The sequence below is a fragment of the Tsukamurella sp. DT100 genome (assembly GCF_049844855.1).
Classification (GTDB): Bacteria; Actinomycetota; Actinomycetes; order Mycobacteriales; family Mycobacteriaceae; genus Tsukamurella.
Window position 1 is genome coordinate 33,452 of record NZ_JBNCLV010000015.1, and the last position, 19,750, is coordinate 53,201.

Sequence of the window (19,750 nt, forward strand, 5' to 3'; positions counted from 1 at the left end):
ACGTCGAGGAGAAAGACTCATCCATGACGCATTCCGTCGATAAGTTCGCCGCCGAGCAGGAGGGCTACAAGCAGACCCTCGGTCGGCGACACGTGCAGATGATCGCCATCGGCGGCGCCATCGGCACGGGCCTGTTCCTGGGCTCCGCCAGCCGCCTCAACAGCACGGGCCCGGCGCTCCTCTTCAGTTACGCCTTCGTCGGCGTGATCGCCTTCTTCCTGATGCGCGCCCTCGGAGAGCTGGTGCTGTACCGCCAGAGCTCGGGCGCCTTCGTCTCCTACGCCCGCGAGTTCTTCGGCGAGGCCGCGGCCTACGCCGCGGGGTGGCTGTACTGGATCTTCTGGGCACTCACCGGCGTCGCCGAGCTGTCGGCCGTCGCGGTGTACGTCCGGAAGTGGTGGGAACTGCCCAACTGGGTCTCCGTGATCATCGCGCTCGCCGTCGTCCTCGTGATCAACCTGCTCTCGGCCCGCGCCTTCGGCGAGTTCGAATTCTGGGCGTCCGTCCTCAAGGTCGGCGCCATCGTGATCTTCCTCGTCGTCGGCCTCGTCATCGTGATCGGCCAGGTCACGGTGGGCAGCGGCGATCTGGCGCACAAGGCGGGCATCTCCAACCTCTGGTCGAACCCCGGCGGATTCTGGCCCCACAGCGACACCTTCGGCTGGATCGCGCCGATCGTCGTGATGTCGGGCGTCGTCTTCGCCTACGCCGCCATCGAGATGGTCGGCATCGCCGCGGGCGAGATGCAGAACCCGCAGCGCGAGGTGCCCAAGGCCGTCAACTCGGTGATCCTGCGTATCGCGGTCTTCTACTGCGGCTCGATCTTCCTGCTCGTGTGCATCCTGCCGACCAGCCAGTACGGCAACAAGACCGCCGCCGGCGATCTCGAGTCCCCGTTCGTCACGGTCTTCGAGCGCATGGGCATCAGCTGGATGGCGACCCTCATCAACGGCGTGCTCATCGTCGCCGCCATGAGCTCGCTCAACGCCGGCCTGTACACCACGGGCCGCATGCTCCGCAGCCTCGCCGCCAGCCGCGAAGCACCGAAGATGTTCATGAACATGAGCAAGTCGGGCGTCCCGGCGACCGGCATCATCGTGACGTCGATCTTCTACGTGCTCGGCGCCGTGCTCAACGCGCTCGTCCCCGGCCACGCCTTCGACATCGCCCTCGAGGCCTCCGCCATCGCGGTCGTCGGCGTGTGGAGCCTGATCTTCCTGTGCCACATCCGCTACCGGAAGCTCTCGGACGCGGGCATCGTCACCAAGAGCCCGTTCCGCGCCCCGCTCGCGCCGTTCATGAGCTACGTCGGCCTGGTCTTCCTGTTCCTCGTCCTGGTCGGCATGGCCTACTCGGGCTACAAGTCCGACGGTGGCTTCTGGGACAAGACGAACCTCATCGTCGTCATCCTGGGCATTCCCGCCTTCGTCGCCATCCTGGCCATCGGCTGGATCGCGGTGAAGCCGAAGGTGGTCGAGCACACCGGAGGCGACCTCGCTCCCACCTGGTCGCTCAAGGACAAGAAGGACTGACCTCCCCGCTCACACGGACGCCCGCCGGTTCGCCGGCGGGCGTCCGTCGTCTCTCGGGACCTGGACGGGACGCGCCTGCGACCGGACGCGGATACGACGGTGACGGGACGCCCCTAGCGTCGGCACCGGCCGCCCGCATCCGGGCGCGGCGGCCCTTCACCAGGGAGAGAAACCATGTCGATCCTCATCGCCGGCGGACGCCGGTTGCTCCTCGCCGCCGTCGCCGCAGCCGCGCTGGGCGTCCCGCTCACGGCGGTGGCGCACGCCGCGCCGGGCCCGCTCCCCGCGCCGGCCGCTCCCGGCGCGCCGGCGCCGATCCCCGTCTCCGTCTCCGTCTCCGTCCCAGGGAAGCCCGTACCTCCGGCACCCGGGTTCGTCCTCCGCGCTCCGGGGGCACCCGCCCCGCCGGGAACACGGCGCCGGGCGCTCCGGCGACCGCTCCTGCCGCACCGCCGCTCGCCTGACCGCACCTCCGTACGGCGGCGCCCGCGCCCGTTCACCCGCGATTCATCGTGTGCGATTACGTTGCCGCCATGACCACCCGCTCCCGCATCCTGTCCCGCGCCGCCGCGCTCGCGGCGGCCGTCACCGTCGCCCTCGGCGGCGGGGCGGTCGCCGCCCCCGTGTGGGCGGCCCCGTCGGGCTCCTTCGACCTCCAGTCGCACCGCGGCGGGCGGGGCGAGCACACCGAGGAGTCGCTGTACGGCTTCGCGCGCTCGCTCGAACTCGGGGTGACCACGCTCGAGCTCGACGTCGTGCTCACCAAGGACGACGTGCCGCTGATCTGGCACGACCCGACGGTGCAGGCCGACAAGTGCACCGACACCGCGCCCGCGACGCCCGGGGACAAGCAGTTCCCGTACGTCGGCAAGACCATCCACGACCTCACCTACGCCCAGGTGCAGACGCTGGTGTGCGCCAAGAAGCTGGCGAAGTTCCCGACCGCGAAGGTGGTCGAGGGCAACCGCATCGCGACGCTGCCGCAGCTCTTCGACCTGGCCGCGCAGTACCAGGGCAACCGCGTGCGGTTCAACATCGAGACCAAGATCGAGGCCGAGGAACGATCGAAGTCCGCGGAGCCCGCCGCCTTCGTCGCGCAGATCCTCGGCGCCGCGCGCCGGGCGGGCGTGCTCGACCGGATCGCGGTCCAGAGCTTCGACTGGCGTTCCCTGCCGCTGGTGCGGGCGCAGGCGCCGTCGGTGCCGCTCGTCGCGCTGTACGACGCGACGACCTGGAATAAGAGCTCGGCGTGGCTCGGCCCCGTCGACTACGAGCGGTCCGGCGGCGACGTGGTCCGGGCGGCGAAGGACGCGGGCTTCGACGTTCTCTCCCCCGACTTCGAGCTGTCCGACGCGAAGACCGTGACCGCCGCCCACGCCGCAGGCCTGACGGTCATCCCGTGGACCGTCAACGAGGAGAAGGACATGCGCGCGCAGCTCGCGCTCGGCGTCGACGGCATCATCACCGACTACCCCACGCGCCTGCGCGGCGTGCTCGCTGCGGCCGGCAAGCCGCTCCCCCGGGCGTACGCGAAGTAGACGCGGACGAGGGTCACTCCCGCGGCGACGTGGTCGGCGCGCCGAGGAAGGCTGCGAGCTCGGCGGCGACGGCGTCCGGACGGTCCATCATCGCGAGCACGTAGGAGTCCGGCAGCTCGACGAGCCGACCGCGCGGCAGCAGGCCGGCGAGCCGGCGGCCGTGATCGCGCGGCATGACCGTGCCGTCGGCGATCCAGAGGACGAGGGCATCCCCGGCGAAACCGCGCAGCGCCTCCGTCTGCCGCGTCAGGACGGCGCGGTCGAACGGCGCGCGGGCGTGCTTGAGCAGGTCGCGGCGGATCAGCGGGTCCTCGATCGCGGGCCGGGTCCAGGCCCGCATTGTCGCGTCCGGGATGTCGTGCGCCATGCGCCCGAACAGGATCGGCAGGCGACGCACGGCGCCGATCCGCATGGCCCGCAGGCCGAGGGTGAGGCCGGGGAGCCGGGCGGCGACGGTGGCCGCCTCGCCGGGGAGGCCGGGCGGGAAGTTGTCGAAGGCGGTGCTCGGCAGGATCACGAGGCGCCCGATCCGCTCGTCGCGGCCGAGCGCCGTCAGGAGCAAGCCGCCGCCCCAATCGCTGTGCACGAGGGTGACCCCGCGCAGGTCGAGCGCCTCGAGGAAGTCCGCGATGAGGTGTGCGATCCCCTCGTTCGACAGGTCCGCGTCGGTATTCAGCGGGATCGGATGGGCGCCGAGCGGCAGGTCGGGCAGCAGGTAGCGGTGCCCCTCGGGAAGGAGCGGCAGCAGGGCGTCCCACACCGTGTGGTCCATGAGCAGGCCGTGCAGCAGGACGACCGGCGGGCCGTCGCCGAACTCCTCGTAGTGGACCCGGCCCGCGGGGACGGAGACCTCCGGCATTCCCATCACCTCCATTGGAGCGAACGCTCTAGAGTGGATACTCTAGAATCTAGAGCGTGATGGTCGACCGGTCAATGCCCACCCGCGAGCGCCTCGTCGTCGCGATGGGCGAACTCCTCCGCCGCCAGGGCTACGGGGCGACCACCGTCAAGCAGCTGACCGAGGCCGCCGGCGCCACGATGGGCTCCCTCTACCATCACTTCCCGGGCGGAAAGCCCGAGGTCGCCGCGGCTGCGCTGCGCTCCTCCGGCGCGGCGTACATGGCCCTCCTACCCGCCCTGCTCGACGGTGCGCCCGACCTCGAGGACGCGATCCCGGGCGCGTTCGCGCTGGCCGCCGAGCACATCGCGGAGGCGGGCTGGATCACGATGTGCCCCGTGGGCACCGTCGCGGGCGAGGTCGCCGACTCCGAGCCCGAGGTCGCCGCCGCGGCGGCGGAGGTCTTCGCCGACTGGATCAGTGGCGGTACCGCGTACTTCGTGGCGCGCGGGCTCGACGACGTGGCGGCGCGCGAGTTGACGCTGGCGGTGCTGAGCTCGCTGGAGGGCGCGTTCATCCTCGCCCGGTCGCTGCGCAGCGCGGCTCCCCTGCTGGCGGCGGGTTCCGCACTGCGCGAACACGTTCGGCTCGCCATACCCTCACCCGAGCAGGCGTAGCGCCACTGGCGACGACGACACGCTAACGGCTCAGCGCGCATCGTCGGACGACGTGCTGGGATCATCGGGACGTCCCCGCCCGTCGTTCCAGCGATCAGGTCGCACGAAGTCGATATTCATGCGCAGCGCCATCGCCGCCCACAGGAACGGAACGGCGACGACGGCGAACATCACCCCACCCGGGAACGGCCACGTCGCGACGACCACCAGCCCGGTCGCGGCCGCAAGTCCCCAGTACACGGACCGCGCGACACGGAAATGGGGCGACGACCGATCGAAATAGCCGGTACCGATGGCGAGGAACGTCAACGCGCTCGCGATGACGAAACCTGCTCGCTGCACGCCGGTCCACGAGTCCCAGCCGCCTGCAGCGAGGAAGTGCGTCATGTCAGCCCAGCCAGTTCCGGACCGGCGCGGGCACGCCCCGTCGACCACGGTGCGGGCCGAGGACCGCGCCGCCGAAGGGCTGCGAGAGCAGATCCCGCGCGACGCGGTTCACGTCCGCTGCCGAGACCTTGTCGATCGTCGCGAGCGTGCGGGTGATGGTGCGCTGGTTCTGGTAGTTGATCTCGCTGCGGCCGATGCGGTGCATGCGGGACTGCGCGTCCTCCAGGCCCAGCACCAGCCCGCCGCGGAGCGAGCCCTTGGCGCGAGCCAGTTCCTCGTCGGTGAGGCCGTCGTCGCGGACGTCCTCGAGGACCTTCCGCGCGACCGTCGTCACCTCACCCAGACGGTCCGGGGAGCACCCGGCGTACACCGAGAACAGCCCCGTGTCGGCGTAGGTGTCGACGGCCGAATAGACCGTGTACGCGAGGCCGCGCTGCTCCCGGATCTCCTGGAACAGGCGCGAACTCAGGCCCCCGCCGATCGCGGTGTTGAGCACGGACAGCGCCCATCGGTCCGGGTGGAACCGGCCGTACGCGCGGGTGCCCGCGACGAGGTGCGACTGCTCCCCGTCCCGGTTCACCACCTCGAGCGTCGGCGCACCCGGTCGGCGCCGGGCGCCCGTGCGGATCGGCGCGGAATCGGCGGCACCGTCGACCCGGCCCGCGAAGGCCTTGCGCGCCAGCTTGACCACCTGCGCGTGCGTGACATTGCCAGCGACGGCCAGGACCATCTTCTCCGGCGTATAGCGACGGCGATGGAAGCCCCGCAAGCGAGCGGCGGTCATCGCGGACACCGATTCCTCGGTCCCCAGCACGGGCCGCGCCAGCGGGTGGTCACCCAGCAGGGCCGCGGTGGCGGCCTCGTTGACCAGGTCCTCCGGATCGTCGTCGCGCATGGCGAGTTCCTCGAGCACGACCTCGCGCTCCACGTCCACGTCGGCGGGGCGGCACAGGCCGCCGAGGACCACGTCGGTCACCACGTCGACCGCGAGCTCGAGGTCGACGTCGAGCACGTGCGCGTAGTAGCAGGTGTGCTCCTTGCTGGTGAAGGCGTTGATCTCGCCGCCGACGGCGTCCACCTCGGCGGCGAGGGACGCCGCGTCGCGATGCGGCGTCGCCTTGAACAGCAGGTGCTCCAGGAAGTGCGCGGACCCCGCGGAGGTGGGGTGCTCGTCGCGCGAGCCGACCGCGACCCACAGGCCGACGGCGGCGGACCGGGAACCCGGCACCGTCTCCGTGACCACCCGCAGGCCGCCGGGCAGGACGCTACGACGAACGGGGGCACCCGATCCGGATGCCCCCGTCCGCGCAGCCCGTGATGTCAGGCTGCTCAGTTCCTACTCCTCGCCCGCAGGAGCGGCCTCGGCGGCCTTCTCCTCCACGACGGGGATCAGGCTGATCTTGCCGCGCTCGTCGATGTCGGCGATCTCGACCTGCAGCTTGCTGCCGACGTTGACCACGTCCTCGACCTTGTTCACGCGCTTGCCGCTGCCCAGCTTGCTGATGTGCACCAGGCCGTCGCGGCCGGGGACCAGCGAGACGAAGGCGCCGAACGCCGTGGTCTTGACCACGGTGCCCAGGAAGCGCTCGCCCACCTTCGGCAGCTGCGGGTTGGCGATGGCGTTGATCCGGTCGATCGCCGCCTGGGCCGACGGGCCGTCGGCCGCACCGACGAACACGGTGCCGTCATCCTCGATCGAGATGTTGGCGCCGGTCTCCTCGGTGATGGAGTTGATCGTCTTGCCCTTGGGTCCGATGACCTCGCCGATCTTGTCGATCGGCACCTTGATCGTGGTGATCCGCGGGGCGTACACGCTCATCTCGTCGGGCGCGTCGATCGCCTCGGCCATGACCTCGAGGATCGTGGTGCGGGCGTCCTTCGCCTGGGCCAGCGCGCCGGCCAGGACCTGCGACGGGATGCCGTCCAGCTTGGTGTCCAGCTGCAGGGCGGTGACGAAGTCGGACGTACCGGCGACCTTGAAGTCCATGTCGCCGAAGGCGTCCTCGGCACCGAGGATGTCGGTCAGGGCCACGTAGCGGGCCTGACCGTCGACCTCGTCGGACACCAGGCCCATGGCGATGCCCGCGACGGGCGCCTTGAGCGGCACGCCGGCGTTGAGCAGCGACATCGTCGAAGCGCAGACCGAGCCCATCGACGTGGAGCCGTTGGAGCTGAGGGCCTCCGAGACCTGGCGGATGGCGTAGGGGAATTCCTCCACCGAGGGCAGCACCGGCACGAGGGCACGCTCGGCGAGCGCGCCGTGGCCGATCTCGCGGCGCTTCGGCGAGCCGACGCGGCCGGTCTCACCGGTCGAGTACGGCGGGAAGTTGTAGTGGTGCATGTAGCGCTTCGACTTCTCGGGTCCGAGCGAGTCGATCTGCTGCGCCATCTTCACCATGTCCAGCGTGGTGACGCCCAGGATCTGGGTCTCGCCGCGCTCGAACAGGGCGCTGCCGTGGGCGCGCGGGATCACGGCGATCTCGGCGCTCAGCGAACGGATGTCGGTGATGCCACGACCGTCGATGCGGAAGTGGTCGGTGAGGATGCGCTGGCGCACCAGCTTCTTGGTCAGCGAGCGGAACGCCGCGCCGATCTCGCCCTCGCGGCCCTCGAACTGCGGGCCCACGGCCTCGAGCACCTCGGCCTTGACGACGTCGGTGGCGTTGTCGCGCTCCTGCTTGCCGGCGATCGACAGCGCGTCGTTGAGCTTCGCGGCGCCCGCGGCCTCGACGGCGGCGAAGACGTCGTCCTGGTACGGCGGGAACAGCGGGAACTCGCCGGTGGGCTTCGACGCCCCGGCGGCCAGCTGCTTCTGCGCCTCGCAGAGCACGGCGATGAAGGGCTTGGCGGCCTCGAGGCCCTCGGCCACGACGGTCTCGGTGGGCGCGGTGGCGCCGCCCGCGATGAGGTCGATGACGTTCTCGGTGGCCTCGGCCTCGACCATCATGATCGCGACGTCGGCATCCTTACCGGAGCCCGAGACGATGCGGCCCGCGACGACCATGTCGAAGACGGCGCGCTCGAGCTGCTCGACGGTCGGGAAGGCGACCCACTGGCCGTCGATGAGCGCGACGCGCACGCCGCCGACGGGGCCGGAGAAGGGCAGGCCCGCGATCTGGGTCGACGCCGAGGCGGCGTTGATCGCGACCACGTCGTACAGATCCTTGGGATCGAGCGACATGACGGTCACGACGACCTGGATCTCGTTGCGGAGGCCGGCGACGAAGGACGGGCGCAGCGGCCGGTCGATCAGGCGGCACGCCAGGATCGCGTCGGTCGACGGGCGACCCTCGCGACGGAAGAACGAGCCGGGGATGCGACCCGCGGCGTACATGCGCTCCTCGACGTCGATCGTCAGCGGGAAGAAGTCGAAGTGCTCCTTCGGCTGCTTGCTGTGCGACGTGGCCGAGAGCAGCATCGTCTCGTCGTCGAGGTACGCGGCCACGGAGCCCGCGGCCTGCTGGGCGAACCGGCCGGTCTCGAACCGGATGGTGCGCGTGCCGAAGGAACCGTTGTCGATGACGGCGACCGCTTCGGTGATGTCGTCGTCGTACTCGACCTGAGTGTTGTCTGTCATGAAGAGTGAAGAAACCTTTCTTCGCGCGGACCGTCCCCACCTGGCGGCGCGCATGCTGCGCGCGGCCGGAGTCGTTCGACATGGCGGCGGGGCGCCGAGGGCGCGGTCATCGATCGAAGCCGCCGGACCCGCTCGTCGAGACGACGAGGTTTCCGGCAACCACTACCGAGGACCACCCCGCGGGGAGTGACACCGTGACGGCGCACCGCAGAAGTCGGGGACCGGTTCTACCGGCACCGACGTCGGACGGACCTGCACCAAGGCTATCATCGGGAGTCTTTTCCACGTGAGTCGCACACGCCGTGCACACCCCCCGAGGAGGATGTCCGTGTCGCAGAGCAGCCGGGAACGCGTGCAGGAGGCGACGGCGACGTGGCTGGCGCACATGATCACGGCCGCGGGCATCGTCTCCCTGCTCAGCGTGGTCATCCGCAGCGACCGGATCCTGCCCCTGGTGGCGGACCTCCTCGGCATCGTCGGCATCCCCTCGCACCCGAGCCTGCTGCTCGTCGCGGCGCTCACCGTGCTCCTGGGCGCGCTCCGCCGGCGCCTGCGCGCCGCGCACACCGTCGCCGTCATCATGATGTCGCTGCAGGTGCTGGTGAACATCGCGACGCTGGTGATCGTCGCGACCGACCAGCTCGACCCCGACGAGACGCGCCACCTCCCGCCCTTCATCGAGGCGTACGTGTCCGTGCGCTTCTCCCTGCCGGGCGCCGCGCTCACCGCGGCCATCAGCGCCGTCTGCCTCGCGCTGGTCATCGCCGCCCGCCCGCAGTACCCCGCGAAGCTCGCCCGGGGTTCGCGCCGCGCCGCGTTCGGCGTCCTGGTCGGCGGCTTCGTCGGCGTCTACCTCGTGGTCGTCGCGCTCGCGTTCACCTTCCCGGGCCGAGGGTCGAATCGCCTCAACGGCACCGTCGAGATCCTCGTGTGGTCGCTCCGATCCACATTCGGCGTGGCGGTTCCGCGACGGATCGACGTCGCGCTCAACGGGCACTCCGGTCCGATGTGGCTCTACTCGCTGGCCGGCGTCCTGTCCGCGTCGGTGCTGATCCTCGCCCTCATGGCCTTCTGGCGGGCCGGGCGCGGCGACGAGCTGATGACCGAGCCCGAGGAACTCGAGGTGCGGCGGCTCCTGCTCGAGTACGGCGAGGACGACTCCCTGGGCTACTTCGCCACCCGGCGCGACAAGGCCGTGATCGCCTCCCCCGACCGGCGGGCCGTGGTGACCTGCCGCGCCGTCGGGCCCGTGTCGATGGCGAGCGCCGATCCGATCGGCCACCGCGACTCGTGGCCCGCCGCGGTCGCGGCGTGGATCGAGGACTGCCGCTCGCACAGCCTCTACCCCGCCGTGCTGGCGGCGAGCGCCGACGGCGCCACCGCCTACGAGGACGCCGGGCTGCGCACCCTGACCATCGGCGACGAGGCGATCATCCACGTCGACGCCTTCACCCTCAAGGGCCGCGACATGCGCGCGGTCCGCCAGGCCGTGACCCGCGTCGCCGGCGCGGGCTACATCCTCAAGGTCCGTCGGCACGGCGACCTGTCCGCCGCGGAGTTGGCGGAGGTGGCCGCGCTCGCCGAGCAGTGGCGCGGCGAGGAGACCGAGCGCGGATTCTCGATGGCCCTCAACCGGATCGGCGACCCCGTCGACGGCCGCTGCGTGCTCGTCTCCGCCCACAGCGCCGACGGGGTGGTGCGGGGCCTGCTCAGCTTCGTGCCGTGGGGCACGCGCGGCCTCTCCCTGGACCTGATGCGGCGCGACCGCGACGCCGAGAACGGCCTCAACGAGTTCATGGTCGCCAAGCTCATCGAGCACTGCGGCGAGATCGGGATCCGGCGGATCTCCCTGAACTTCGCGGTCTTCCGGTCCGTCTTCTCCGAGGCGGACCGCGTCGGAGCGGGGCCCGTCACCCGGATGGTCGACTCCGTGCTGAGCTTCGCGTCGAAGTTCTACCAGCTCGAATCCCTGTACCGCTCCAACGACAAGTACCGCCCGGACTGGGTGCCGCGGGTCCTCTGCTACGACCCCTCGCTCAGTGCGGTCCGCGCCGGTATCGCCGTCGGCACCGCCGAGGGCTTCCTGCCGCAGATCGGCCCGAAGTTCCTCGCGGGACCGTCGATCCCGGACGAGTTCCCGCGCGACACCGAGTTCGTCGACCGGCTGCTCGCCGAGGAGGAGCGCCTCCTTCGTCGGGAGGCTCCGCCCGTCCGGCTCTCCGAGCAGCAGCGGGTGCGCCGGCGCAAGCTCCGCGCCCTGGAGGACGCCGGGATGCCCGGCTATCCCCCGTCGGTGCCCCGCACCACCTCGCTCGCGGCGGTCCGGGAGCAGGCGTCCGGCCTCGCGCCCGACGGTGCCTCCGGCACCGTCGTCTCGGTGACCGGGCGGGTGCGCGCGGTACGCGACTACGGCGGCGTCACCTTCGTCGACCTGCACGAGGACGGCGCCCATCTGCAGGTGATCGCCGAGCGCACCCGAACCCCGGACGACGCTCGGGCGCTGTGGCGCACGGCGATCGACATGGGCGACCTGGTGTCGGTGACCGGCGAAGTCGTCCGCTCCCGTACCGGCGAGCCGTCCGTCCTGCTCGGGTCGTGGGCCATGGCCGGCAAGTGCCTCTCCCCCGTCCCGAAGACGCGCGCACGGCTCGGCGACGAGACCCGGGCGCGGAACCGCCCGCTGGAGCTCATCACCGACGACGGCGCCGTCGACCTGCTGTACCGGCGCTCGCGCGCGGTCGCCGCGATGCGCGCCGTGTTCGTGGGCCGCGATTTCACCGAGGTCGAGACGCCGATGCTGCAGTCGGTGCACGGCGGCGCCGCGGCCCGCCCCTTCACCACGCACATCAACGCCTACGACATGGGGCTCTACCTGCGGATCGCGCCGGAGCTCTACCTCAAGCGCCTGGCCGTGGGCGGCATGGGCCGGATCTTCGAGCTGAACCGGAACTTCCGCAACGAGGGCGCCGACGCGACGCACAACCCGGAGTTCACAGCGCTCGAGGCCTACGAGGCGTACGGCGATTACACGACGATGCGGACGCTCACGCGCGAGGTGATCCTCGCCGCGGCCGTGGCGGTCAACGGGCGACCGGTCGCCGTGCGGCCCGACGGTGCCGGGGGCACGCGCGAGGTGGACCTCACGGCGGAATGGCCCGTCGTCACGGTGCATTCCGCGGTCTCGACGGCGGCGGGCGTCGACCTGACGTCGGCGTCGACGCTCGAGGAGGTGTCCGCGGTGTGCGCGCGGCACCACGTGGCGGTGCCGCGCGGCGCGACCGCAGGCAAACTGGTGATGGAGCTGTACGAGGCGCTGGTCGAGAAGCAGACCGAGTTCCCGACGTTCTACTGCGACTTCCCGGTCGAGGTGTCGCCGCTGGCGCGCAGGCACCGCGACGATCCGCGGCTCACGGAGCAGTGGGATCTGGTGGGCTTCGGCGCCGAGCTCGGCACCGCGTACACGGAGCTCACGGACCCGATCGATCAGCGCGAGCGGCTCACGAAGCAGTCGATGGCCGCGGCCGCCGGCGATCCCGAGGCGATGGAGCTCGACGAGTCCTTCCTCGACGCCCTCTCCTACGCGATGCCGCCCACCGGCGGCCTGGGCATCGGCGTGGACCGCATCGTCATGCTGCTGGCGGGCGTGAACATCCGCGCCACCCTGGCCTTCCCGTTCGTCAAGCCGCAGGACCGCTGAGCGCCCGCGTTCACGACCTGGGACGGGGTGGCGATCCTGCTGACCACGGCCAGATTGCGACCGGATCAGGAAGCCGCTGTGAATCCACGGCTCAGATCCACACGAGGCAGATTCTGGCTTCGTGTGCGCCTGAGCCGTGGATTCACGGCCCGCCGGCGATGCGCGCCCCTGCGGGCTCGCCGAAATCGTGAGACATTCGAACGATGACGAGGCGTGCAGTGGTGACGGGCGGCGGAACGGGGATCGGGCGGGCGATCGCGCACCGTCTGGCCGCCGACGGGAACGACGTGGTGATCGTGGGCAGGCGTGCGGACGTGCTCGCGGAGACCGCGGCCACGATCAACGCCGCGCTCGGTGCGCAGCGGGTATCCGCCGAGGTCGCGGACGTGGCCGATCCGTCGGCCGTCCACGCTCTCGCCGACCGGATCGGCGCGGGCGGCACCGTCGACGTGCTGGTGAACAACGTGGGTGGCAACCCGGCCCGCGAGGGCGCGCCGGGCGGCCTCGCAGGGACGGCGGAGGCGTACGCCACGACGTTCCGGCTCAACGTGATCACGGCCGTCCTCGCGACCGAGGCGCTGCGGCCGCACCTCGCCCGCCCCGGCGGCCGGATCGTCTCGATCAGCTCGATCGCGGGGCTCCGCGGCCCCGGCGCGTACGGCGCGGCGAAGGGCGCGCTGCACGCCTGGTCGGCGGGGCTCGCCCTGGAATTGGCGTCCGAGGGCGTCACCGTCAACGTGGTCGCGCCCGGGTTCGTGCCGGCGACGGAGTTCTGGGCCGACCGACTCACGACCGAGCTCCACGACAGCCGCGTCGCGCAGATCCCGGCGGGCCGCCCCGGCACCCCCGAGGAGGTCGCCGCGGCGGTGGCCTACCTCGCCGCGCCCGACGCGGGCTGGACCACCGGCCAGATCCTGCAGGTCAACGGCGGCACCCTGCTGGGCCGCGGCTGACGCGCGCCTCGTGCTCGCTCACGATGTCGAGTTCTGCACGGACACAGGTGCGTGAGAACACGCGTACCCGCCGGAACCTCGACATCGTGAGGCGCCCGGGATCGGCGGACCCGGAAACGCCGAACGGCCCGCCCCCGGGGATCCGGGAAGGAGCCGTTCGATGAAGGCTCTTAGCGACGCAGGCCGAGGCGCTCGATGAGCGCGCGGTAGCGGTTGATGTCGACCGAGGCGACGTACTTCAGCAGACGGCGACGACGGCCGACCAGCAGCAGCAGGCCGCGGCGGCTGTGGTGATCGTGCTTGTGCTGCTTGAGGTGCTCGGTCAGGTCGGTGATGCGCTTGGTCAGCATCGCGACCTGCGCCTCGGGGGAACCGGTGTCGGTCTCGTGGAGGCCGTACTCGGCGAGGATCGACTTCTTCTGCTCAGTGGTGAGCGACATGGAGGAACTCCTTGTTTCAGTATCGCGTCGTCATGGATCCGTGCCGCCACCGCGAACCGCAGCAGGCACGATCGACCACGTTACCAGGAGTCAGGGGATTCCCAGAATCGCGCGGGTCTTGTCGACGTCCCCACCCATCGCGATGAGCAGCGCATCGATGGAGTCGAACCGCTCCATGCCGCGCACCCGGTCCACGAAGTCGACGGCGACGTGCTGGCCGTAGAGATCGGCGGACGTGTCCAGTACGAAGGCCTCGACGGTGCGCGTACGCCCCGAGAAGGTCGGGTTGCTGCCCACCGACACCGCGGCCGGATAGCGCTCGCCGGGCGTGACCTGCCCCACGACGGGGCCCGCGCCGAGCACGGTGAACCACGCGGCGTACACGCCGTCGGCGGGGATCGCGGCGAACATGGGCGGGGCGACGTTCGCCGTCGGGAAGCCCAGCTCGCGGCCGCGGCCGTCGCCGCGCACGACGACGCCCTCCACCCGGTGCGGGCGCCCCAGCGCCTCGGCGGCGGCCTTGACGTCGCCCGCGTCCACGCAGGAGCGGATGTACGTCGAGGAGTAGGTCACCGAGTGCTCGGTCAGCAGCGGCACCGCGTCCACGGAGAAGCCGAACTTGTGCCCCAGGCGGGCCAGCATCTCGACGTTGCCGAGGGCCCGGTAGCCGAAGGTGAAGTTGTCCCCCACCACGACCGCGGCGGCGTGCAGCCGCTCGACCAACACGGAGTGCACGAAGTCCTCGGCCGGTTGCGCCATGACGGTGGCGGTGAAGGGCATCACGCAGAAGACGTCGATGCCGAGCTCCTCGGCGAGCTCGGCCCGCCTGGTCAGCGTCGTCAATTGCGGCGGATGCGATCCGGGCCGCACCACCTCCGCGGGATGCGGATCGAACGTCATGAGGACCGCGGGGAGGCCACGTTCGTGGGCCTCCGCGGTCGCTCGTGCGATCAGTTGGGCGTGTCCACGGTGAACACCGTCGAACACGCCGATCGTTACGACACACCGTCCCCAGTCCGCGGGAACGTCATCGAGCCCTCGCCAGCGAAGCACGCACTCACCCTATCGGACGGCCTATGGTGGGTGCGTGCCCAAGCCTCCCCTGCCCGATTCGCCGCGCCCCGTCGGCGAGCTATCCGCGGTCACGCAGGACTACCTCAAGCAGATCTGGACCGCCCAGGAGTGGTCCGATGTGAAGGTCACGACGAAGTCGCTCGCCGATGCGCTCGGCGTCTCCGCGTCCACCGCCTCCGAGGCCATTCGCAAGCTGGCCGACCAGGGGCTGGTCGACCACGAGAAGTACGGGGCGGTCACCCTCACCGACGACGGGCGCGCCGCGGCCACGGCGATGGTGCGCCGGCACCGGCTCCTCGAGACCTTCCTGGTCTCGGAGCTGGGCTACGGCTGGGACGAGGTGCACGACGAGGCCGAGGTCCTCGAACACGCCGTCTCCGAGCGCTTCCTCGCACGCCTCGACGAGCGGCTCGGCTACCCCGACCGCGACCCGCACGGCGACCCGATCCCCCAGCCCGACGGCACCGTCCCCACCCCCGACGCCTGCCTGCTGTCCGAGCTCACGGCGGGCCAGTCCGGCACCGTCGCCCGGATCTCCGACTCCGACCCCGAGATGCTGCGCTACTTCCAGGAGGTCGGGATCGCGCCCGACGCGCGGATCGAGGTCGTGGAGCTGCGCAAGTTCCTCGGGACCGTCGCCGTCACCGTCGACGACGGTGCGCCGCTGGACCTGGGCGACGTGGCCGCGCAGGCCATCTGGGTCAGGAGCTGACGGGCCAGGCGCCCGCGGCGATCGCGGCCACCGCCTCCAGCTCCTCCAGCGGCACCCCCTCGCGCGCCGCCGCGGCGAGCCCGTTCAGGGTCGCGAAGACGAACCGCGCGAGCGCGAGCGCGTCGACGGTGGCGGGCAGCGCACCGCTGTCGATGTCGCGGGCGATGCGCTCGGCCAGCCGCGCGACGTTGGCGGACCGCATCGCGATCATGTAGCCCGTGACCTCGGCGTCCGCCGTCCCGGCGTCGCCGCTGACGACGAGGCAGCCGCGGGGCAGGCCGGCGCGCGTGTACCTCCGGGGCCCCTCGGCGAGGAGGCGGAGAACCACCGCCTGTGCGGTGGACTCCTCCGCGAACGCGAGGTCGATGAAACCCCCGTAGGTGCGGTCGTATTCGGCGACCGCCTCCTCGAAGAGGCGCCGCTTGTCGCCGAAAGCGCGGTAGAGGCTCGGCGCCTCGACACCGAGCCGCTCCGTCAGATCGCGGATCGAGGTGGCTTCGAAGCCCTTCTCCCAGAACAGCAGAGCGGCGGCGCCGAGCGCGGCGCCCCGGTCGAAGGAGCGCGGCCTGCCTCGGGTCGTCGTCGCCATGACCCCATTCTATAGCGATCGCTACGCATTGCTGCTAGATTCCTTTTCGTAGCATTCACTACGAAAAGGAGCGGAACACGTGAGCGACGATCTGGCAGGCAGGTACGCCCTGGTCACGGGAGCGAGTCGCGGGATCGGGCGCGCGATCGCGGACGACCTCGCGGACCGGGGGGCGACGGTGGCGGTCCACTACGGCGCGGACCGTGAGGCGGCGGAGAGCGTCGTGCATGCGATCGAGGAGCGCGGCGGCCGGGCGTTCCCGATCCGCGTCGACCTCGCCGACGAGGAAGCGCCGGCGCAGCTGTGGGAGCAGTACGACAGGGAGGCCCCGCGCGCCGACATCGTGATCAACAACGCCGGAATCCTGGGCGGGCGAATCCCGTTCGCCGACGTCGAGCCGGACGTCTTCGAGCGAGTCATGGCGATCAACACCCGCGCGCCGTTCTTCGTCCTCCAGCACGCGCTCCCGCGGCTGGCGGACGGCGGCCGGGTGGTGAACATCTCCACGCGCTTCACCCACGGCTCGTACAACCCCGCGCTGCTCCCCTACGCGATGTCCAAGGCGGCGGTGGACGCGCTGACCCACGCCCTGGCCAAGGAGCTGGCACCCCGGGCCATCACCGTGAACGCGGTCGGACCGGGCGGGACGGCGACCGACATGAACGCTGCCCGGCTCGCGACGCCGGAGGGGCGCGCGGCCATGGCGGCGGACTCGCCGCTCGGACGGGTCGGACAGCCTGCCGACGTGGCGGGGATCGTCGGCTTCCTGGTCTCCGACGCAGCCGGTTGGGTCACCGGGCAGTGGATCGACGCGAGCGGCGGGTCGCTGCTGTGATGCCACCGGCCGTCGTCGTCCTCGGATTCGGCATCTTCGCGCAGGGGACATCGGAGCTGATGCTCGCCGGGATCCTGCCCGACGTCGCCGCGGACCTGCAGATCTCGATCCCCCGGGCGGGCCTGCTCATCTCGGTCTTCGCGCTGGGCATGATGATCGGCGCCCCGATCCTCGCTCTCGCCACGCTGCGCTGGCCGAAACGGCGGGCGCTGCTGGTGTTCACCGGGATCTTCGCCGCCACCCACCTGGTCGCCGCGACCACCGACTCCTTCGCGGTTCTCCTCGCGACCCGGTTCGCCGGCGCCTTCGTCTACGCCGGCTTCTGGGCCGTCGCCGCGACGACGGCGATCGCCCTGGTACCCGCCGACCGCCGCGGGCGCGCGATGAGCGTCGTCGCCGGCGGGCTCACGCTCGCGACGGTCATCGGCCTCCCGGCCGGGACCGTGCTCGGCCAACACCTCGGCTGGCGCGCGACCTTCCTCGCGGTCGCGATCGCGACCGTCGTGGCGGGGGTGGCGATCGCGACCACGGTCCCGGCGCGGATCACGGCGAGCGGACCGGCGCGCCCCCGGGAGGAGGTGCGCGCGCTGCGGACCGGCCGGCTGTGGACGTCGTACGCCATCACCGCGTTCTCCATCGCCGCGCTGCTGATCAGCTTCGGCTACCTCGGCGCGATGCTCGTGGAGAGCTCGCACACCGCCCCGGGCACGGTGCCGGTCGTGCTCGCGCTCTACGGCGTGGGCGCCGTGGCCGGGATCGCCGCCGGCGGGCGGCTGGCGGACCGTCGACCGGGCTCGGTCCTGGTGGGCGGCACGGCGGCCCTGGCGCTGTCCTCCGTGGCGCTCGCGGTGGCCCTGCCCCATCCGGCCGCTGCCGCGGTCGCGGCGGCGCTCCTCGGGGCGGCGGGATTCGTGACGAACCCGGCCCTGAACTCGCGGGTCTTCGCCCTCGCCCCGGGTGCGCCGACGCTCGCCCCGGCGTTCACCGTGGCGGCCTTCAACGTCGGGATCGCGGTGGGGCCGTGGCTGGGCGGAACCCTGCTCGACCTGGGGGCGTCGTACCGCGCTCTGCCCCTCGCGGGCGCGGTCCTCGCCGTCGTCGCCGCCGCGCTCGCGGCGCTGGACGGCGCCGCCGCACGGCGGCCCCGGCCGCCCGCGGAGCGAGCGGCCGTGTGTCTCACAGGTTCTTGAGCGCCTCGCGGCGGGAGAGGCCGCTGAGCTCGGCCTCGTGAGCGGCCACGTAGGCGCGGACCCAGTCCGGGTCGGTCTTGGCGTGCTCGCGCAGCGCCCAGCCGATCGCCTTGCGCAGGAAGAACTCCGACTCGGGCAGGGCGGGTTCGATCACATCGGTGAGCAGCGCGGTGTCGAGTCTGTCCTTCCGGCCGAGCTGGGAGACGATGGCGAGCCGCCGCAGCCACAGGTCGTCGCCGCGGCTCCACGCGCGGACCACCGCCGCCGTGTCCTCGGGGTGTGCGTCGTGCAGGGCGGCGATGTGCCGGGCGGTCTCGTCGACGTGGTCCCACCAGGCCCCGGTGACGGCTATGTGCTCGTGCAGCTGGAGCAGCGCGGGGTCGCCCGTGCCGAGGCGGTAACGCAGGAGATTCTGCGCGGCGTAGCGCTCCTCGCGGTACTCCGCGTCGTCCCACAGCGCGAGGACGACGGCGCGCAACTCGTCGAGGTCGGCGGGCGGGTGCCGACGTCGCACGGCGGCGGTGATCGTGCGCACCTGTGGCGAGGGCACGCCGAGGAAGGGCATCGCGGACTTCATGTACGCCTGCATCTTCGGCGCCCGCGCGGGGTCCGCGGCGGCGCGCAGCTCCGTCCGGATCCCGTCGACCAGCTTCACCTCGTCATCACGCGCGCGATGCTACTCGCGAGGGTGTCGACGACGGTGGGAATACTGAGCACCGTGCCCCAGGTCCACGCACCCGACACCACGGGGTCGTCGATGAACACGGAGCGGCCGGAGCGGACCGCGGGCACCGTGCCGTAGATCGGCAGTCCCTCGATCTCGTTCCGGATCGCGGGGGTGCTGCCGATGTTCCACACCAGCACGTCCTGGTTCAGCTCGGCCATGCGCTCATCGGGCAGGTTCGTGCCGTCGTTGCCGCCGGATCCGCTGCCCGCGACGTCCGGGACGGTGAAACCGAGCTCCGTGAGCAGCCGTGACCGCGGATCACCGGGGGAACGCACGAAGGTGGATCCCGGCTGAAAGCGCTCGACGACCACGGCCGTCCGCCCGGCGAACTCGGGATGCGCGCCGCGCACCTGCGCGACCTTCGCGTTCACGGCGTCGACGGCACGGTCGGCGCCGTCGCGCCGACCGAGAGCGTCGCCCGCGAGGCGCGTCGCGACGTCCCACGGAGCGGTGAACTCCTTGTACCCCACAGGCGGGCCGACGGTCGGCGCGATGCGCGAGAGCCGTTCGTACTGTTCGGCGTTCATCTCCGTGTACAGGCCGAGGATGAGGTCGGGGCGGAGCGCGGCGATCTCCTCGTACCCGTAGTCCGGGGTGCCGGTGAACTTCCCCTTGTTCAGCACGGCGGGGCGCTGCGCGCCGAGCGCCTCCTGCGCCCACGGCCACGTCGCGAACTCGTAGTCCCCGTACCAGTCCGTGACGCCGGCGAGGGACCCGCCGAGCGCGAGGACGGGGTCCTGGTCGCTGAAGCCGACGGTGACGATCCGGCGCGGATCGTCCGGCACGACGGTGCTCCCCCGCAGGTGTTCGACGGTCCGCTTCCCGGGCGCGGCCGGGTCCGGCTCCCCCGCGCCGCAGGCCACGGCCAGGGTCGCCGCCCCGAGGAGTCCCGCGCCGCGGAGCAGATCGCGGCGGGTGGCGGGGCGAGCGAGCGGCGCGGCGACGGGCATGCGATTCTCCTAAGGTTTGGCTAACCTAGTGAAC

General features: G+C 71.6%; 17 protein-coding genes. 8 read left to right on the plus strand and 9 right to left on the minus strand.

Annotated features, from left to right (window positions below; genetic code table 11):
• The first annotated feature begins 23 nt into the window (after positions 1–23).
• Complete coding sequence (locus ACLQ3K_RS25055) at positions 24–1,532, plus strand: amino acid permease (protein ID WP_426002120.1); 1,509 nt, start codon at positions 24–26, stop codon at positions 1,530–1,532.
• A 533-nt stretch (positions 1,533–2,065) separates the two neighbouring features.
• Positions 2,066–3,070 carry a glycerophosphodiester phosphodiesterase gene (locus ACLQ3K_RS25060; protein ID WP_426002121.1) on the plus strand — a complete coding sequence of 335 codons (1,005 nt, stop codon included), beginning with the start codon at positions 2,066–2,068 and terminating at the stop codon, positions 3,068–3,070.
• Between the two features lie 13 nt (positions 3,071–3,083).
• On the opposite strand, the gene ACLQ3K_RS25065 is transcribed toward ACLQ3K_RS25060, so the two are convergent.
• Complete coding sequence (locus ACLQ3K_RS25065) at positions 3,084–3,929, minus strand: alpha/beta fold hydrolase (protein WP_426002149.1); 846 nt, start codon at positions 3,927–3,929, stop codon at positions 3,084–3,086.
• Between the two features lie 59 nt (positions 3,930–3,988).
• On the opposite strand from ACLQ3K_RS25065, the gene ACLQ3K_RS25070 reads away from it, so the two are divergent.
• Positions 3,989–4,585 carry a TetR/AcrR family transcriptional regulator gene (locus ACLQ3K_RS25070; protein WP_426002150.1) on the plus strand — a complete coding sequence of 199 codons (597 nt, stop codon included), beginning with the start codon at positions 3,989–3,991 and terminating at the stop codon, positions 4,583–4,585.
• Positions 4,586–4,615: 30 nt separating this feature from the next.
• On the opposite strand, the gene ACLQ3K_RS25075 is transcribed toward ACLQ3K_RS25070, so the two are convergent.
• From ACLQ3K_RS25075 to ACLQ3K_RS25085, 3 genes are read right to left on the minus strand one after another with little or no spacing between them, the layout of a single operon-like run.
• Positions 4,616–4,972: a hypothetical protein gene (locus ACLQ3K_RS25075; protein ID WP_426002122.1), complete on the minus strand. Its 357-nt coding sequence runs from the start codon at positions 4,970–4,972 to the stop codon at positions 4,616–4,618.
• 1 nt (position 4,973) lies between these two features.
• Complete coding sequence (locus ACLQ3K_RS25080; protein WP_426002151.1) at positions 4,974–6,305, minus strand: M16 family metallopeptidase; 1,332 nt, start codon at positions 6,303–6,305, stop codon at positions 4,974–4,976.
• Between the two features lie 3 nt (positions 6,306–6,308).
• Positions 6,309–8,549: a polyribonucleotide nucleotidyltransferase gene (locus ACLQ3K_RS25085; protein WP_426002123.1), complete on the minus strand. Its 2,241-nt coding sequence runs from the start codon at positions 8,547–8,549 to the stop codon at positions 6,309–6,311.
• Between the two features lie 322 nt (positions 8,550–8,871).
• Here ACLQ3K_RS25085 and lysX point away from each other — a divergent pair, with 322 nt between their 5' ends.
• Both lysX and ACLQ3K_RS25095 read left to right on the plus strand, forming a co-directional pair.
• Positions 8,872–12,246 carry a bifunctional lysylphosphatidylglycerol synthetase/lysine--tRNA ligase LysX gene (gene lysX, locus ACLQ3K_RS25090; protein ID WP_426002124.1) on the plus strand — a complete coding sequence of 1,125 codons (3,375 nt, stop codon included), beginning with the start codon at positions 8,872–8,874 and terminating at the stop codon, positions 12,244–12,246.
• Positions 12,247–12,449: 203 nt separating this feature from the next.
• A complete protein-coding gene (locus ACLQ3K_RS25095) occupies positions 12,450–13,199 on the plus strand; it encodes an SDR family NAD(P)-dependent oxidoreductase (RefSeq protein WP_426002125.1) in 750 nt (249 codons plus the stop codon).
• A 170-nt stretch (positions 13,200–13,369) separates the two neighbouring features.
• Here ACLQ3K_RS25095 and rpsO read toward each other — a convergent pair whose 3' ends face one another.
• Together rpsO and ACLQ3K_RS25105 are read right to left on the minus strand one after the other, a co-directional pair.
• The gene (gene rpsO, locus ACLQ3K_RS25100; RefSeq protein WP_224649620.1) at positions 13,370–13,639 is read right to left on the minus strand and encodes a 30S ribosomal protein S15; all 270 of its coding nucleotides are present in this window, start codon (positions 13,637–13,639) and stop codon (positions 13,370–13,372) included.
• Between the two features lie 90 nt (positions 13,640–13,729).
• Positions 13,730–14,692, minus strand: a complete 963-nt coding sequence (locus ACLQ3K_RS25105; protein ID WP_224649622.1) for a bifunctional riboflavin kinase/FAD synthetase — start codon at positions 14,690–14,692, stop codon at positions 13,730–13,732.
• Positions 14,693–14,726: 34 nt separating this feature from the next.
• Here ACLQ3K_RS25105 and ACLQ3K_RS25110 point away from each other — a divergent pair, with 34 nt between their 5' ends.
• Positions 14,727–15,425 (plus strand): metal-dependent transcriptional regulator, encoded by a 699-nt coding sequence (locus tag ACLQ3K_RS25110; RefSeq protein WP_426002126.1) that lies wholly within the window; start codon positions 14,727–14,729, stop codon positions 15,423–15,425.
• On the opposite strand, the gene ACLQ3K_RS25115 is transcribed toward ACLQ3K_RS25110, so the two are convergent.
• Positions 15,415–16,014: a TetR/AcrR family transcriptional regulator gene (locus ACLQ3K_RS25115; RefSeq protein ID WP_336670516.1), complete on the minus strand. Its 600-nt coding sequence runs from the start codon at positions 16,012–16,014 to the stop codon at positions 15,415–15,417. The genes ACLQ3K_RS25110 and ACLQ3K_RS25115 overlap by 11 nt on opposite strands.
• 79 nt (positions 16,015–16,093) lie before the next feature.
• Between ACLQ3K_RS25115 and ACLQ3K_RS25120 the strand changes: the two genes are divergently transcribed.
• Together ACLQ3K_RS25120 and ACLQ3K_RS25125 are read left to right on the plus strand one after the other, a co-directional pair.
• The gene (locus ACLQ3K_RS25120; protein WP_426002127.1) at positions 16,094–16,849 is read left to right on the plus strand and encodes an SDR family oxidoreductase; all 756 of its coding nucleotides are present in this window, start codon (positions 16,094–16,096) and stop codon (positions 16,847–16,849) included.
• Entirely contained in the window at positions 16,849–18,039 is a 1,191-nt protein-coding gene (locus tag ACLQ3K_RS25125; RefSeq protein ID WP_426002152.1) for a Cmx/CmrA family chloramphenicol efflux MFS transporter, read from the plus strand. Before ACLQ3K_RS25120 ends, ACLQ3K_RS25125 begins: the two co-directional genes overlap by 1 nt.
• Here the strand turns inward: ACLQ3K_RS25125 and ACLQ3K_RS25130 are convergent.
• Positions 18,026–18,694, minus strand: coding sequence for a DNA alkylation repair protein (locus tag ACLQ3K_RS25130; RefSeq protein WP_426002128.1), 669 nt, complete (start codon positions 18,692–18,694; stop codon positions 18,026–18,028). The two genes, ACLQ3K_RS25125 and ACLQ3K_RS25130, sit on opposite strands and share 14 nt — an antisense overlap.
• The gene (locus ACLQ3K_RS25135; protein ID WP_426002129.1) at positions 18,691–19,716 is read right to left on the minus strand and encodes an ABC transporter substrate-binding protein; all 1,026 of its coding nucleotides are present in this window, start codon (positions 19,714–19,716) and stop codon (positions 18,691–18,693) included. The genes ACLQ3K_RS25130 and ACLQ3K_RS25135 overlap by 4 nt, the downstream gene beginning before the upstream one ends.
• Positions 19,717–19,750 lie beyond the last annotated feature (34 nt).

Bases quoted from the DNA above. Each gene is read 5' to 3' on its own strand.
- ACLQ3K_RS25125 (WP_426002152.1), top strand. From the start codon at position 16,849: ATGCCACCGGCCGTCGTCGTCCTCGGATTCGGCATCTTCGCGCAGGGG.
- ACLQ3K_RS25115 (WP_336670516.1), bottom strand. From the start codon at position 16,014: ATGGCGACGACGACCCGAGGCAGGCCGCGCTCCTTCGACCGGGGCGCC.
- ACLQ3K_RS25055 (WP_426002120.1), top strand. From the start codon at position 24: ATGACGCATTCCGTCGATAAGTTCGCCGCCGAGCAGGAGGGCTACAAG.
- ACLQ3K_RS25065 (WP_426002149.1), bottom strand. From the start codon at position 3,929: ATGCCGGAGGTCTCCGTCCCCGCGGGCCGGGTCCACTACGAGGAGTTC.
- ACLQ3K_RS25135 (WP_426002129.1), bottom strand. From the start codon at position 19,716: ATGCCCGTCGCCGCGCCGCTCGCTCGCCCCGCCACCCGCCGCGATCTG.
- ACLQ3K_RS25095 (WP_426002125.1), top strand. From the start codon at position 12,450: ATGACGAGGCGTGCAGTGGTGACGGGCGGCGGAACGGGGATCGGGCGG.
- ACLQ3K_RS25075 (WP_426002122.1), bottom strand. From the start codon at position 4,972: ATGACGCACTTCCTCGCTGCAGGCGGCTGGGACTCGTGGACCGGCGTG.
- rpsO (WP_224649620.1), bottom strand. From the start codon at position 13,639: ATGTCGCTCACCACTGAGCAGAAGAAGTCGATCCTCGCCGAGTACGGC.
- ACLQ3K_RS25070 (WP_426002150.1), top strand. From the start codon at position 3,989: ATGGTCGACCGGTCAATGCCCACCCGCGAGCGCCTCGTCGTCGCGATG.
- lysX (WP_426002124.1), top strand. From the start codon at position 8,872: ATGTCCGTGTCGCAGAGCAGCCGGGAACGCGTGCAGGAGGCGACGGCG.
- ACLQ3K_RS25085 (WP_426002123.1), bottom strand. From the start codon at position 8,549: ATGACAGACAACACTCAGGTCGAGTACGACGACGACATCACCGAAGCG.
- ACLQ3K_RS25060 (WP_426002121.1), top strand. From the start codon at position 2,066: ATGACCACCCGCTCCCGCATCCTGTCCCGCGCCGCCGCGCTCGCGGCG.